This window comes from Providencia rettgeri (assembly GCF_041075285.1).
In the GTDB taxonomy this organism is placed as follows: domain Bacteria; phylum Pseudomonadota; class Gammaproteobacteria; order Enterobacterales; family Enterobacteriaceae; genus Providencia; species Providencia rettgeri_G.
This window is the reverse complement of record NZ_CP163512.1, coordinates 1325665-1339540: the sequence shown is the minus strand read 5'-3', so window position 1 is coordinate 1339540 and position 13876 is coordinate 1325665. Positions and strand designations below refer to the sequence as shown.

At 40.5% G+C, this 13876-nt stretch carries 15 protein-coding genes, 1 pseudogene and 1 riboswitch; of the genes and pseudogenes, 5 read left to right on the top strand and 11 right to left on the bottom strand.

Annotated features, from left to right (window positions below):
* The first annotated feature begins 82 nt into the window (after positions 1–82).
* The 4 genes from AB6N04_RS06025 (at position 83) to mntP (ending at position 3219) form a co-directional block, all read left to right on the top strand.
* Positions 83–883 carry a PTS mannose/fructose/sorbose transporter subunit IIC gene (locus AB6N04_RS06025; protein WP_369310988.1) on the top strand — a complete coding sequence of 267 codons (801 nt, stop codon included), beginning with the start codon at positions 83–85 and terminating at the stop codon, positions 881–883.
* A gap of 13 nt (positions 884–896) precedes the next feature.
* Complete coding sequence (locus tag AB6N04_RS06020; protein ID WP_369310987.1) at positions 897–1748, top strand: PTS mannose transporter subunit IID; 852 nt, start codon at positions 897–899, stop codon at positions 1746–1748.
* 90 nt (positions 1749–1838) lie between these two features.
* Positions 1839–2297 (top strand): DUF986 family protein, encoded by a 459-nt coding sequence (locus AB6N04_RS06015; RefSeq protein WP_369310986.1) that lies wholly within the window; start codon positions 1839–1841, stop codon positions 2295–2297.
* Between the two features lie 151 nt (positions 2298–2448).
* A riboswitch (yybP-ykoY riboswitch) is annotated at positions 2449–2634 on the top strand.
* Positions 2635–2637: 3 nt separating this feature from the next.
* On the top strand, positions 2638–3219 hold the full coding sequence (gene mntP / locus AB6N04_RS06010; RefSeq protein WP_369310985.1) for a manganese efflux pump MntP: 582 nt from the start codon (positions 2638–2640) through the stop codon (positions 3217–3219).
* A gap of 41 nt (positions 3220–3260) precedes the next feature.
* Here mntP and rlmA read toward each other — a convergent pair whose 3' ends face one another.
* The 6 genes from rlmA to AB6N04_RS05980 all read right to left on the bottom strand — a co-directional run bounded on the left by rlmA (position 3261) and on the right by AB6N04_RS05980 (position 8543).
* Entirely contained in the window at positions 3261–4085 is an 825-nt protein-coding gene (rlmA, locus tag AB6N04_RS06005; protein WP_369312005.1) for a 23S rRNA (guanine(745)-N(1))-methyltransferase, read from the bottom strand.
* Positions 4086–4190: 105 nt separating this feature from the next.
* Positions 4191–4391, bottom strand: a complete 201-nt coding sequence (locus tag AB6N04_RS06000; RefSeq protein ID WP_369310984.1) for an acid-shock protein — start codon at positions 4389–4391, stop codon at positions 4191–4193.
* A 67-nt stretch (positions 4392–4458) separates the two neighbouring features.
* Positions 4459–4659 carry an acid-shock protein gene (locus AB6N04_RS05995; protein WP_369310983.1) on the bottom strand — a complete coding sequence of 67 codons (201 nt, stop codon included), beginning with the start codon at positions 4657–4659 and terminating at the stop codon, positions 4459–4461.
* A 648-nt stretch (positions 4660–5307) separates the two neighbouring features.
* Positions 5308–6045, bottom strand: a complete 738-nt coding sequence (locus tag AB6N04_RS05990; protein WP_369310982.1) for a phosphatase — start codon at positions 6043–6045, stop codon at positions 5308–5310.
* 212 nt (positions 6046–6257) lie between these two features.
* On the bottom strand, positions 6258–7490 hold the full coding sequence (gene alr / locus AB6N04_RS05985; protein WP_369310981.1) for an alanine racemase: 1233 nt from the start codon (positions 7488–7490) through the stop codon (positions 6258–6260).
* A 501-nt stretch (positions 7491–7991) separates the two neighbouring features.
* A complete protein-coding gene (locus AB6N04_RS05980) occupies positions 7992–8543 on the bottom strand; it encodes an NAD(P)H-dependent oxidoreductase (RefSeq protein WP_369310980.1) in 552 nt (183 codons plus the stop codon).
* A 103-nt stretch (positions 8544–8646) separates the two neighbouring features.
* On the opposite strand from AB6N04_RS05980, the gene AB6N04_RS05975 reads away from it, so the two are divergent.
* A complete protein-coding gene (locus AB6N04_RS05975; protein ID WP_369310979.1) occupies positions 8647–8997 on the top strand; it encodes a winged helix-turn-helix transcriptional regulator in 351 nt (116 codons plus the stop codon).
* Between the two features lie 596 nt (positions 8998–9593).
* Here AB6N04_RS05975 and AB6N04_RS05970 read toward each other — a convergent pair.
* The 5 genes and pseudogenes from AB6N04_RS05970 to guaA all read right to left on the bottom strand — a co-directional run.
* Positions 9594–9968: pseudogene (locus AB6N04_RS05970) on the bottom strand (Arm DNA-binding domain-containing protein); the annotation flags it as partial.
* Positions 9969–10281: 313 nt separating this feature from the next.
* Complete coding sequence (locus AB6N04_RS05965; protein ID WP_369310978.1) at positions 10282–10659, bottom strand: DUF4180 domain-containing protein; 378 nt, start codon at positions 10657–10659, stop codon at positions 10282–10284.
* A complete protein-coding gene (locus tag AB6N04_RS05960) occupies positions 10656–11528 on the bottom strand; it encodes an alpha/beta fold hydrolase (RefSeq protein ID WP_369310977.1) in 873 nt (290 codons plus the stop codon). Before AB6N04_RS05960 ends, AB6N04_RS05965 begins: the two co-directional genes overlap by 4 nt.
* Positions 11525–11953, bottom strand: a complete 429-nt coding sequence (locus AB6N04_RS05955; protein ID WP_369310976.1) for a helix-turn-helix domain-containing protein — start codon at positions 11951–11953, stop codon at positions 11525–11527. The genes AB6N04_RS05960 and AB6N04_RS05955 overlap by 4 nt, the downstream gene beginning before the upstream one ends.
* 301 nt (positions 11954–12254) lie before the next feature.
* A complete protein-coding gene (gene guaA / locus AB6N04_RS05950) occupies positions 12255–13832 on the bottom strand; it encodes a glutamine-hydrolyzing GMP synthase (protein WP_369310975.1) in 1578 nt (525 codons plus the stop codon).
* Positions 13833–13876: the final 44 nt, after the last annotated feature.

The window sequence follows — 13876 nt, the reverse complement described above, 5'->3', positions numbered from 1 at the left end:
GTGTTATCAACCTTTTTATGATTGTTTTTTAAACCATTACTCAAACAGATTTTAAAACTTGTTGGTTACAGGAGATTAAACAATGGAACTTACCGTTGTTCAAATAGTACTGGTTTTCATTGTCGCATGTATCGCCGGTATGGGATCAATCCTCGATGAATTCCAGTTTCACCGCCCTCTCGTTGCCTGTACGCTTATCGGTATCGTTTTGGGAGATATGAAAACGGGGATCATCATCGGTGGTACACTGGAAATGATCGCCTTAGGTTGGATGAATATCGGTGCTGCTGTTGCGCCAGATGCTGCTTTAGCATCCATCATTTCAACTATTTTAGTTATTGCAGGTGGTCAAAGCATCGGGGCAGGTATTGCCTTGGCAATTCCCCTCGCCGCTGCGGGACAAGTCCTAACCATTATTGTTCGTACTATCACCGTTGCGTTCCAGCACGCCGCTGACCGTGCAGCGGCAAATGGTAATCTAACATCCCTTAGCATTATTCACGTCAGTGCACTAGTACTGCAAGCGATGCGTATTGCTATCCCTGCACTTATTGTTGCCGTGTCTGTCGGTACATCTGAAGTTCAACACTTGTTAAATTCAATTCCTGAAGTTGTCACCAGCGGTCTGAATATTGCAGGTGGTATGATTGTTGTCGTCGGTTATGCGATGGTTATCAATATGATGCGTGCTGGCTACTTAATGCCTTTCTTCTACTTAGGCTTCGTAACTGCGGCATTTACAAACTTCAACCTTGTTGCTCTCGGTGTGATTGGTGTTGTTATGGCTGTTCTGTATATTCAACTCAGTCCTAAATACAACAAATCACAAGTTGTTGTCACACAAAGCAATAGCAACAATAACCTTGATAACGAATTAGACTAGGAGGAGCGCAAACATGGTTGATACAACTCAGTCTACAGAGAAAAAACTGACACAGAGCGATATTCGCGGTGTATTCCTGCGTTCCAACTTGTTCCAAGGCTCTTGGAACTTTGAGCGGATGCAAGCCCTTGGGTTCTGTTTCTCAATGGTGCCCGTTATTCGTCGTCTTTACCCTGAAAATAACGACGATAGAAAACAAGCGATTAAACGCCATTTAGAGTTCTTTAATACCCATCCATACGTTGCTGCACCAGTTCTTGGTGTAACGATGGCAATGGAAGAACAACGTGCTAATGGCGCTGATATTGATGATGGTGCAATAAATGGTATCAAAGTCGGTCTGATGGGGCCGTTAGCAGGTGTTGGTGACCCGATATTCTGGGGAACAGTTCGTCCTGTATTCGCAGCACTAGGCGCAGGTATCGCAATGACGGGTAGCTTACTGGGTCCTGTTTTATTCTTCGTCCTGTTTAACTTAGTTCGTCTGTTAACTCGTTACTACGGCGTTGCATACGGCTATAAAAAAGGGATTGATATCGTTCAGGATATGGGCGGTGGATTCCTACAAAAACTGACGGAGGGGGCATCCATACTCGGTTTATTCGTTATGGGGGCGCTTGTTAATAAATGGACTCACGTTAATATCCCTGTTGAGGTTTCTCGAATTCAAAACCAAACCACTGGTGTTGAAGATATTACGACAGTTCAGATGATCCTTGACCAATTAATGCCAGGATTAGTCCCTCTTCTGCTCACATTCGGTTGTATGTGGTTATTACGACGTAAAGTGAATGCGCTGTGGATTATTATTGGCTTCTTCGGTTTGGGCATTTTAGGGGCTTGGTTGAAATTCTTAGCACCATAATTTTCTGGTAATATTTTTTCAAGGGAGGTTGCAGCCTCCCTTTTTTAATTTTAAGCTTTGCCATATGTTTACTTAGCCAAGGGCGCACCAATGACCTTAAATGATGCTATTCTCGCCATTATCATTTTGCTCATGCTTGTGTATGCAATTTATGATGAATTTATTCAACATTTGCTAAAAGGTAAAACGCTATTAAAAATTAACTTAAAACGAAAACATCGCGTTGATACCATTATTTTTATTGTCTTAATTTGTATTGTTATTTATACAAATATTGTTCGACATGGTAGTTTATTAACCACTTATTTATTAATGATTACTATTTTTATGTCAGTCTATTTGGCATTTATTAGAACGCCTAAACTACTATTTAAACAATCTGGTTTTTATTTTGCCAATACCTTTATTTCTTACGATAGAATAAAAACAATGAATTTATCAGAAGATGGTATTCTTATAATAGGTTTAGAGAAAAAGAAAATTCACATACAAGTATCACATCTTGATGATTTACAAAGAATTTATGAATTCCTTATAAATCATAAGTAATTACAATTTATATTCATAGAGATGCTAAGGTTAATTGGAAATACAATTAACCTTTTTTTTTATATTGCCACAAATGATAATAATTCTCACTACCGTTTAATATCCACAACTAATAAAGTGTTGCCTTTAAATTAAAATGTGGTATCTTTCTTTCCACGTCATTGGGGAGTAGCCTGTTCTGGAAATATATATATTCCAGAAAGTCCGTATCAACATACTCGTTTGATTTCAAACGTGGTGCGGACACCATAATCTGGTTGGCAAGACCATAGACACATAAACACACCTTAGGTTGGGGGTCGTTTATGTGTATATGGAAACACCCAACCGAGGTTATGTTATGAGCTTTTACGCTACCCTTGTCTTAGCCCTTGCGCTATCAATGGACGCTTTTGCAGTTGCAATCTGTAAAGGAGCCGTCCTGCATAAACCCCGTTTTAGAGAGATCCTCCGCACTGGTTTCATCTTTGGTTTTATTGAAGCTATTACCCCTATCATTGGCTGGGGAATTGGTATTCTCGCTAGCCAATACGTTATCCGTTGGGACCACTGGATTGCATTTGCGTTATTGTTTGTTTTAGGCGCTCGAATGATTTGGCAGAGCCTTAAAACAAAGGATGATGAATGCTGTTCAAAACCGTCAAGTCATAGCTCAAGTAATCTTATCTTTTCTGCCATTGCGACCAGCTTAGATGCCATGGCAATTGGCTTAGGTTTAGCTTTCCTACAAGTGGATATTGTCCATACTGCAATGACTATTGGCTTGATGACGATGATCATGGCCACCATTGGTATGATGATTGGCCGTTATGTGGGACCATTATTAGGAAAAAAAGCAGAAATTATCGGCGGATTGGTGTTAATTGGTATTGGTTTTAATATCTTGTTTGAGCACCTCGAATTATTTATGTACGCCCCCTAAAGAGTACTGCCCCCTACTTTGTTGAGGGGGCAATACGACGATCAAACGGTGCTATATTGGTAGACACGGATCAAAAAATCAGCCGTATAATTTTGCATTTCCGCTTGTCGCAGTTCTTGTTTCACATTTTCAGATGCCCGCCACGCAAAAGGGGTCATAGCTAACAAGTTATAGGCTTCTGTTCCTGTCAATCGCATTTTATAATTTAAACGGCTTTCATCCAGTAATGTAAAGTTAGCAAGGTTTTCATCTTTAGTGGGGTGCAATTTTACTTCATCGTAAATCAACGCTTTTAATTCTTGCAGATGTTCAGCCGCTGGTGTAACCGTGATTAAAATACCTTTATCCACCAATACACGGCTCAATTCTTCCTCTTTACAAGGCGCATAAATGCGAATAATCCCCCCTAAACTTTTGTCAGAGAACGGTAAACGGTGGCTAGTCCCCACACAGAAATTGACCGATTTATAGCGTTTAGCAGCATAACGAATGGCGACCTTTGAGACATCCAAACCAAAAACTTGTACATGCTTTGCTTTATTTTGCAGAGTTTGCCACAAAAAATCGGTGTAATACCCTTCACCACAACCGATATCCAAAACGGTTAACTGACTTGGGGGTAAAAACTGGATCAGTTTTTCTGCGGCTTTATCACGCATGAGTTGGTAGTGCCCAGCATCAAGAAATTGACGACGTGCTTGCATCATTTCAACACTATCGCCAGGATCTTTCGATCGCTTATGCTGTACAGGGAGCAAATTAACATACCCTTCTTTAGCACAATCAAATTGGTGATTTGCTTCACAGCGATAACTATTGTGGATTCGAAAAAGAGGTGTAAAACAAAGTGGGCATTGATAATTCATAAAGGTCACTGATAGCAAAATAATGACCAGTATAGCATATAAGGGATGATGCAGCGCCATGGAAAATTCCCATGGCACTGTGACGTTAGCGAAATTTATTGCCTATTATTTCGCTGCTTTGCTTTTTGCAGCGCCCTTTTCTTTAACTGCCTTTTTCTCAACTTTTGTATTCAGATGAGACGATTTAGCGGCTTGATGAGACTGTGCGATAGGTGAAACTGGTTCAGTTTTTGCTGCTGTGTTCGCTAGTGCAGCTCCAGAAATAGCGAATGATAATACGGTTGCGATTGCGACTAATTTTTTCATTTTTCTACCTTAAATTTAATATAATTTAGATGTTAAAATACAAGATATTTATCACAGCTTGTTGGTACTATATTGCTTTACTGGTTTGTACAATTTTGCTTTTATCCTCTTTTTTCTCGGCTTTTAATTTATTAGCATGGTGATTTTTCGCAGTATGCTGAACTTTCGCTGTATGAGTGGCAGGTTCAGTTTTCACTGTCGTATTCGCCAGTGCGGCACCAGAAACAGCAACAGACATAACTGTTATAATTGCTAATAACGTTTTCATTTTTGTACCTTAGAATTTTAAAGCAAGGATGTTCTTGCAACACTACTAAATCACAAATAAACATTTCACCGCAATAGGACAAATTTAAAGATTTATAAATTTTTTATAGGTTATTTTAAGTGATATTTATTTTAAGTTTGTTGATATTTCATTGACTTTTTACTGCGTTTCATTCAAGTCTCAAAATAGAAACAACCCTTTAAAAAACAAAAAGATAAATAAAAAAAATTATCAATCATCAATTTTTTATTTATCTTTTTTCAAATTGAATCAACTTATTTGATATCAGATTTTATTTTTATAAGTAAATTATTTCATTCCTAGACTGTCTTTTAACTTATTTTTTAGTCCTATAGAATAAAAAAAATAAACAAGGATTAAACAATGAAATTAAGATGTGTAAACTACATAAGAATGGTGGAGAATAACCCATATATTCTTCACCTAATGCAGTACGTTTTTATCAAAAACACGGGGTTATTTCAATTAGGCATAACAGCTATCATTCTTTCCTTGCCAAAGCCTATCTGCCTTGCATTTAAATGGAGTTACACTTTTTAAGCAAAAAATAAAAGCCGAACTCTTCAGTAACCTCATAGCATACGGAGCGGCTTTTACTATTATTGCAAGATATCCTAAGCAATAGTGTTAAAAATCAGCAAATTCAGGAATGGGTTTACGTCCATGAGACTCAAGGAAATCCAATACTCGACGCGGCGAAACATTTAAAATTTGTGATTGTGGAAAATCAATCGATTCGAGCATTTCTACAACATGATCAAAACGGCCTAAATAACCGGCAAAATGGGAATCAGAACCAAGCGCAACCCAGCCACCTGTTTCTTTCACAGCTTTCGCAATCTCTAAGCAATTTTGTTGACTTCCTGCCCTTGAATGTAAAAAAGATGAGTTATTCATTTCTAAAGCCACATTACACTCTTTTGCTGCTTGAGCAACTGCATAAATATCAATAGGGTACTTGGGATTTCCTGGATGCGTAATAATTTGCACTTTTCCGCTACGGATAGTGGCAATCATGGCTTCAGTATTATCAGCTAAACTTTGCGGTTCAAGAACCGGCTCATGAAAACCCGCTAATATAATATCCAAATGGCGTGCTATCTTTTCATTACAGTCTGTCTCACCCTGCTTATTTTTTATATTCGCTTCAATGCCATACAACAAACCAACACCATCAACAATCCGCGAAAGAATTGGCATATTACCAAAATGCCACTCATGCGGTGCATCTTGCATTTCGGGACCATGATCGGTAATTGCAAATAGCTTAACACCACGACTTGCCGCTTCAGCAAAATATTCATTAACGGTACTGTATGCATGGGTGCTGGCAATCGTATGCGCATGTAAATCAACTTGATACATAATAATATCCTTCTCATTCTACTATTTGCCTTCTGAGTTTGTATGCTCAGAAAAGGTTCAATCAACCTAACATATCAGCGTAAAGGTTTCGATAGTCATTCACCTAAACAGCACATTATCAACCTATTCAAATAGATTGCATAACGTCCTAAGCTATTTTTGGAATAAAAAACCCGCAATGATTGCGGGCTTAGGCTGAGTTAAATATAAAGTTAATCAACTAAAATACGTTTATTAGTTGCTCCCCACAAGATAGACATCTCGGTAAATAATGCACCGCTGATGTCTTCCACTTCTTCAGCGGTCACCTCAACATTGCCTTGTTTTCCAAAGAAAACAACTTCATCACCTGGACGGACTTGTTTTAAGTCGGTTACATCCACCATTACTGTGTTCATTGATGTTTTTCCTAATACCGGCACTTTTTGACCATTAATAAGGGCATGTCCTGCATTACTAAATACACGACGATAGCCATCTGCATAACCAACCGGGATATTGGCTAAAATAGAGTCACGCTTAAGTGTATAGGTGCGATCATAACCGACTGTATTGCCTTTCGGATAATGGTTTACTGACGCTATATTTGATTTCAATGTCATCACACGTTTGTAGTCATTGGTTGCTACGGTATCACCGTAAAAGATCCCCCCCACACGCACCATGTCTAACCACGATTCAGGTACCGTAATAGTTGCATAAGTATTCGCAACATGGAGTGTGATATCTTCACGTTTTAGCCCTGTCACACTCAAAACTTGCTGTGACTCTTTGTTAAATTTGGCCAGATCTTTACGGATTTGTGCGGCATCTTCTTCCGGGTAATGGGACATAATACCGACAATTTTTAACTGCGGTAGTTGTGAAATCAACTTCGCTTCATTAAGCCCCGCTGGCGTACTCACTTCTAAACCATTACGCGACATACCTGCGGAATTTAACGCAAGATGGATGGGAATGACTTTATTTTGCTGTTTAGCAATCGCATTTAAGCGCTGTGCCATGGCTAAATTACCGATTAACTCTTCTGTTTCATACTGAGTTGCTTGCGCCATTTCCTTTTCAGTAGCACTTCTAACACGCATTAAACGGCCTTTAAAACCGAGATCTCTCACCGTTTTCAATTCTTGGTTATTGGTTACACCAATACATTGGACATTGTTAGCGACCATCACTGGCGTCACTAACGATAGATCGTGCCCATAAGCATCCCCTTTGAGCACCGCGCACATTGACGATTTATCTCCTAATAGCGCTTGAACTTTTTTGATATTAAAGTCCAGTGCACTTTTTGAAATTTCAATCCATGAATTATTCACAATGACCGATTGAACTTGCGTTGTCGGCGTAACCATTGCGGTATTGTTTGTGTTAATTGGCTGCTGGCAAGCCGTTGCCGCAACAAAAAGAGGGAGTAATGCCAGATATTTTAAACGAAATGCCACAAGATCTTCCTTAGCTGTTGTCATATCGCCCTAACTCATTATTTTTATGATTACGGGGCGTTGAAATATACATGAAACGTATAACTCCTAAGAATGATAACAACTTGATGAAATTGAACAAGTATTAATTCACTTTTATTGCATAAAAACTCATTCAGCTAGACACCTGAACGAATGTCACCTTCATGGAAAAACCGTTATAGATTTGGTTATTCACTATGATATGGGCATAAACGCTTATTTCTCTGTAAGGCAAAATCGGTAATACACAAAATAGTGCATCTTATGAGTTGGCATTACTGTGACTTGCCAAGATAAGGAGGTAACGAGTAAACAATTTGGCATGTTCTTGTATGCTATTTAAATACTGAGTTTATTGGTAGGTGAGCTCCTTTACTGATTGGTTTCATTGCATTCTCAAAAATACCGAGCTAACTTCTAACAGGGCATACAGTAATAATCGGCCACTCAACAGGTGACCAATTATTCTCCACTAATTACCTATTTGTTTGTTTCGCATAGAAAAGTGCGATAAGCAAAAAAGCTTTTTTCTAATTCCGCTTTTAATTTTATTTCATCTTCAGGTATCGCCTCTATACCGTAATGCGCGAAAAATGGCATCCATGTCCCTTTGATGTAATTCACCGTCACTTCAAATGGGCGTAACAACTCGTCTAACGTATATTTATAGCGCCCATTTTGCGAATAGTCTTGCTGATCAATACCTGCCGAAACTGCAACAGTAATTCGCTTCCCCTGTAATTTATAACCACTAGAAGAACCGTAGGCCCATCCATAAGTTAATACATCATCTAACCATTTTTTTAATATCGGAGGACAATTAAACCAATATATTGGAAATTGAAAAATTATCGTGTCATGGGAGACAAGTAAAGCCTGCTCTCTATTTATGTCAAACTCTCCATCTGGATATTCTGCATGTAAATCATGCACCGTATACAGCTCAGGTAACTTTTTTAATTCGTTTATCCAGTAATGATTAAATTTTGATCCGCCAAGGTTTGGGTGCGCAACGATTATTAATGTTTTCATAAAATACTCTCTATAAACGCAAAGTGAGTTGGAGTATATTAGCCACTATATAAATAGTAAATACGCACACTAATGACACATACTAACCTAAAGGTAAGTACAAATGAGCGCCCAAAATAGTTGCACTCCAACTGGAATTGACATTAACCAAACCGGTTTTGGTTACACTCTCTCGGTAATAAATGGCAAGTATAAAATGATCATTTTGTACTGGTTTGCGATGTATAAACCCGTGATTAGATTTAATGAATTACAGCGTTGCATTGGTACGATATCTTACAAAACACTCAGCTTAACGTTAAAGGAGTTGGAAAAGGATGAATTGATTATTCGTATCGCCTACCCGGAGATCCCACCCAAGGTTGAATATATGCTATCTGATAAAGGTAAGTCCTTAATCCCTGTTTTAAACATGATGTGCAAATGGGGTGAGAAGAACGTCCCGTTACCGTAAAAATGTTACTACTTTTTACACAAAATTGAGTATAAAAATTACCAGTTAAAACTACGCTCTGCTAGAGAAAAGCAGCTGGCCACTCCATGGGATAACTACCCAACAATAACTTATAAGCTTGGAAAAAGTTGGAAACATACCCCCAAAAGAAAAAGATAATATTTTCGACAGAATTAACTACTTCAACAGATAATAAGGCGGCTAATTACCGCGAGAGCGTAATTTAAAGCACCTATGCGGAGGTGCTTTTTAGATCATTTAATATATTGAATCGTGTTGATAATCTCAGTTACACAATTCTGCATTTCTTTTACTTCATTTTCTTCTTTAGCAGTCCCAATAAATGATACCTGTATCATCTTATTTTCATCGTAGATATTTGCATTTATTCCATCATAATAAATAAATATACCACCCTTGTTAAATACCGTATAACCTCTGGCTGAATCCAAACCTACCGGATTTGATTTTTCAACTGATGAAGATATGACCTTAACGTTTGGTAATGACATAAAAGCATCAATCACCCCTTTAGTAGTTTGTTTTGCTGTTACAGATGGCTTATTTTTCAATAACGTTTCACTTATCGTTACACTATCGACAATAGCCCTCTTCATATCTAGCGTGCTGTCTGCGAAACGGGTTTCTGATAGGTATTTGACGGTATAGTCTTTCAAGGTTAACCCCACTTTACGCTTTGTAATACCGTCTCGCTTCTGTGAAGATGGTGATATACCTGCGTTCAGCGTCTTTTTGGCGTCGATTAGCATTTCTCTTGCTTCTGCAAGGGTAATACCGTCATCGCTGTAGCGTCCAAACGTTATCGTTTCTCTACGCCCGTTAAAGCGGTAATCATATCTAAATGATATAGCACTAGTTTATGTAACAGCAACATACAAACCGTCACGATCAGCTACTTTATAAAGCTTATCTTCCGGCTTTAAGCTCTCTAATTTTTTATCGGTTAACATGTCGGTATTCCTTTGCGTGATACCGTCATTTTTATTATTTTTCTGACGGTATTGAGTCACTCATATAGTCTATTTTATTTTCAATACCGTCAATAATACCGTCAAAATTATCTGCAACTATCAACAATTAAAGACTGTTAAAAACAAAAAAGCACCAGTAAGTTACTGATGCCTTCGAATTTATCGATAACTAAAAACTGTTATCAACAATAACCATGTTATTCCCACTCTATTATCGGCCCCCCCCAGGAACAGGCAAAGACTCCCCCGATAATCAAAGACAGTTATTCCAGACGTCGGATTTCATCCATTGTCACTTAGATATTCGCTGATTCAATTTATGATCCAACTCTTCCCGATCTTTGAGAAACCAGCACACCGATCCTCGATTAGATTCATATACAAAGTCATTGAGCGCCTTACTGCGCGCGCAAGCGCCAGAAATGTCGCCAAGGATTGCCAGACGCAGCTGGTAGTTAACGAATTTTTGGACAAGAAGTCCTGCAAACCCTGTCTTCAGATCGAAGAAATCCTCTGTCAATCGTGTATCGGGTAATGCAACCAGATCAACCCTTTCACCAAAAGCAGTTCCGATGATGCGGTTGATATCTGCTTCCGTAGAAATTTGCGGGCCGTTCTCGTCGCAGGACAATACGCGTAAGCTACCCAAAGTTGTTATAAGGTCACTCATAGAATGCATCCAATTTTCTTTTCTTGAAGGAAATTAAAGACCGTCTCACGCTGGTTGGGAAGATAATGAAACCCATCTTCCAGATAATGGAGTTGAGCGCCTGGCATCGTGCTCCCTACCCGCCGTTTGGTTTCGCCAGAATCGATGAGAGCATCACGTCCCCCAATAATAATAAGAACAGGCATTTCAAGGCGCCGAAGATCCTCATCTGAGAAACGTCGAATCCGGGTCGGCTTCGGGCGGACTTTTGCGTGAATATTAGAGATGAACTCCATCAATGATTGCGCCGGACCCTGTAACCCTTGCGGCGGCGGTCCCATGACCATAGCTCGAACTCTGGACTTCCCCCAGGATCCGAGCAGCAGAAATGGCAAGGCTTTTAGGAAGAACGGCTTCTGACGGCCGATTCCAGCTGGACAAAGCAGCGCGAGACGATCGACACGATGAGCTCGACGCACTGCGTAGTCCAGCGCAATCCATCCTCCGAAAGAAACGCCAACAAAGGTCGTGCTTTTGAGCTTCAACCCGTTAAGCACATCGTCGAGCCAGGCCGCATACCCGCCTCCCGATACGGAAGGCTGCCGAGCAGAGCTAAGTCCAGGCTCCCCGACCACATCAACTGCATAGACACGAAATGACTGTGACCAACGTTCAGCATCGAACATCCATATCGCCGAATTGGTCAACGCACCATGTAGCAGAACCAGTGGGGGCGCATCCCTGGGGCCACAAGCTACAACGAAAGTGTCACCTTCTCGTGTATCGACCCACAAATGATCAGCAGGAACCGGCCACTGATCAAGAACGGCTCGATACTGATCAAGGAGTACGGCATCAAGTTTTGAGGTTTGCGATACCTGCTTAGTCATCTGAGCGCCTCCAGTTGCCTGTCCAGGCTTCGTAAGAGGTCGGAAGTATCGGCAGCGCAACCGATGATGATCAGCTTCAAATGCTGCCGCTCCGCATCATAGGCAGAATTTAATTGAATACGCTCAGGGCTATGATCCTGAGATAGCAGCATCGCATGCACGTTTACGGTAAGACGATGTGATACTTCGGGGGAGACATCAGACAGCTCTACCACACAGGTTACTCGTGACTGTATCTGTGGTTTCAGTGCCTGCCCCGTACCAGCAAATGCCTCCAGGCTGGAGCGCTGGATTCGATAGGATTTACCTATCTTCGTTCCCTGCAGGCGCCCTTCGTGAATAAACCGGAGTACGGTTTTCGGGTGCAACTTTAGATACTCTGCCGCCTGATGAACAGTATAAAATGGCTCAAAAATACTACTCATAAATCCCCAAAAATACCAATAAACGACTTCATTAGATACTATCGGGAACATTAAGGAGTGTCAATATTACCTGAGGTACACCGGATTTGACCCCAACCCCAAAAATCGTATCACCGTAAAGCAGAAAAATCGGTCTCCGGGATTGTTACTGGTCCGGCGGAATTCCTTCCCTGCTGAGCCGTTGTCTTACTTCCCCTGCCTGCCCCCGAGAGCCCCCCCATATAAAAACAAAAAACCCCACTGTTACATGGGGTTAAATCGTTATTTTGCTAATCGCTGCTAGCTAATTCTTATTGCAGGATTATTCCCACTCAATTGTTGCTGGTGGCTTACCGCTGATATCATAAACTACGCGGGAAATACCATCGACTTCATTGATAATGCGGTTAGATACACGACCTAAGAAATCGTATGGCAAGTGTGCCCAATGTGCGGTCATAAAATCGATGGTTTCAACTGCACGCAGTGAAACAACCCAATCGTATTTACGGCCATCCCCCATAACCCCCACGGAGCGCACAGGTAAGAACACAGTGAATGCTTGGCTAACTTTATGATACAAATCAGCTTTATGCAGTTCTTCAATAAAGATAGCATCTGCGCGGCGCAGTAAGTCACAGTACTCTTTCTTCACTTCACCTAATACACGAACGCCTAAACCTGGGCCAGGGAACGGATGACGATATAACATGTCGTACGGTAAGCCTAATTCTAAGCCAATTTTACGCACTTCGTCTTTAAATAACTCTTTTAGTGGTTCAACTAAACCAAGTTTCATATCATCCGGCAACCCACCCACATTGTGGTGAGACTTAATCACATGTGCCTTGCCAGTTGATGATGCCGCAGACTCAATAACATCGGGATAGATAGTACCTTGTGCTAACCACTTGATATTGGGTAATTTAGCAGATTCTTCGTCGAAAACTTCGATAAACACGTGTCCAATTTTCTTACGTTTTGCTTCTGGATCGCTGATCCCAGCCAGTGCACTTAAGAAGCGATCTTCTGCTTTTGCATGAACAATGTTCAGGTCAAATTTTCCTTTAAACATGTCCATCACTTGATCAGCTTCGTTTAAACGCAATAAACCGTTATCCACAAATACACAGGTTAAACGTTTACCAATGGCACGATTTAACAGTAACGCAGTAACGGAAGAGTCAACGCCACCTGATAAAGCCAGTAAAACATGGTCATCACCGATCTGCTCTTTTAAACGTGCGACTGTATCTTCAATAATTGCAGCGGGTGTCCATAAGGCGTCACACTGGCAAATATCTTTAACAAAACGAGTTAAAATATTCAGCCCTTGGTGTGTATGGGTTACTTCTGGGTGAAACTGCACGCCGTAGAATTTTTTCTCATCATTTGCCATGATGGCATATGGGCAGCTTGGTGTGCTGGCGATCGTTTTGAAATCAGCAGGGATCGCCGTCACTTTATCACCGTGACTCATCCACACGTCTAAAACTGGTTTACCCGCTTCATTCAGAGAATCCTTGATATCACGGAATAACTCACATTGTTCAGTAATTTCGACGTTTGCATAACCGAACTCGCGCTCACCTGAAACTTCGACAGCACCACCTAATTGCATTGACATAGTTTGCATGCCGTAGCAGATACCTAATACCGGCACACCCGCATTGAAGACGTAATCTGGTGCGCGTGGGCTATCAGTTTCAGTGGTACTTTCTGGGCCACCAGAAAGAATAATACCATTTGGATTAAATTCTCGAATTTGCTCTTCTGTAACGTCCCACGCCCAGAGTTCACAATAAACGCCAATTTCACGGATACGGCGGGCAATCAGCTGTGTATATTGCGAACCGAAGTCAAGGATAAGGATGCGATGCTTATGGATATTAGTTGTCATTTGAGGAGAATTCCAAAAATTCAAGTCAAAAATAAAAATTGGTG

Bases quoted from the DNA above. Each gene is read 5' to 3' on its own strand.
- AB6N04_RS06025 (WP_369310988.1), top strand. From the start codon at position 83: ATGGAACTTACCGTTGTTCAAATAGTACTGGTTTTCATTGTCGCATGT.
- AB6N04_RS06020 (WP_369310987.1), top strand. From the start codon at position 897: ATGGTTGATACAACTCAGTCTACAGAGAAAAAACTGACACAGAGCGAT.
- AB6N04_RS06015 (WP_369310986.1), top strand. From the start codon at position 1,839: ATGACCTTAAATGATGCTATTCTCGCCATTATCATTTTGCTCATGCTT.
- mntP (WP_369310985.1), top strand. From the start codon at position 2,638: ATGAGCTTTTACGCTACCCTTGTCTTAGCCCTTGCGCTATCAATGGAC.
- rlmA (WP_369312005.1), bottom strand. From the start codon at position 4,085: ATGAATTATCAATGCCCACTTTGTTTTACACCTCTTTTTCGAATCCAC.
- AB6N04_RS06000 (WP_369310984.1), bottom strand. From the start codon at position 4,391: ATGAAAAAATTAGTCGCAATCGCAACCGTATTATCATTCGCTATTTCT.
- AB6N04_RS05995 (WP_369310983.1), bottom strand. From the start codon at position 4,659: ATGAAAACGTTATTAGCAATTATAACAGTTATGTCTGTTGCTGTTTCT.
- AB6N04_RS05990 (WP_369310982.1), bottom strand. From the start codon at position 6,045: ATGTATCAAGTTGATTTACATGCGCATACGATTGCCAGCACCCATGCA.
- AB6N04_RS05980 (WP_369310980.1), bottom strand. From the start codon at position 8,543: ATGAAAACATTAATAATCGTTGCGCACCCAAACCTTGGCGGATCAAAA.
- AB6N04_RS05975 (WP_369310979.1), top strand. From the start codon at position 8,647: ATGAGCGCCCAAAATAGTTGCACTCCAACTGGAATTGACATTAACCAA.
- AB6N04_RS05965 (WP_369310978.1), bottom strand. From the start codon at position 10,659: ATGAGTGACCTTATAACAACTTTGGGTAGCTTACGCGTATTGTCCTGC.
- AB6N04_RS05960 (WP_369310977.1), bottom strand. From the start codon at position 11,528: ATGACTAAGCAGGTATCGCAAACCTCAAAACTTGATGCCGTACTCCTT.
- AB6N04_RS05955 (WP_369310976.1), bottom strand. From the start codon at position 11,953: ATGAGTAGTATTTTTGAGCCATTTTATACTGTTCATCAGGCGGCAGAG.
- guaA (WP_369310975.1), bottom strand. From the start codon at position 13,832: ATGACAACTAATATCCATAAGCATCGCATCCTTATCCTTGACTTCGGT.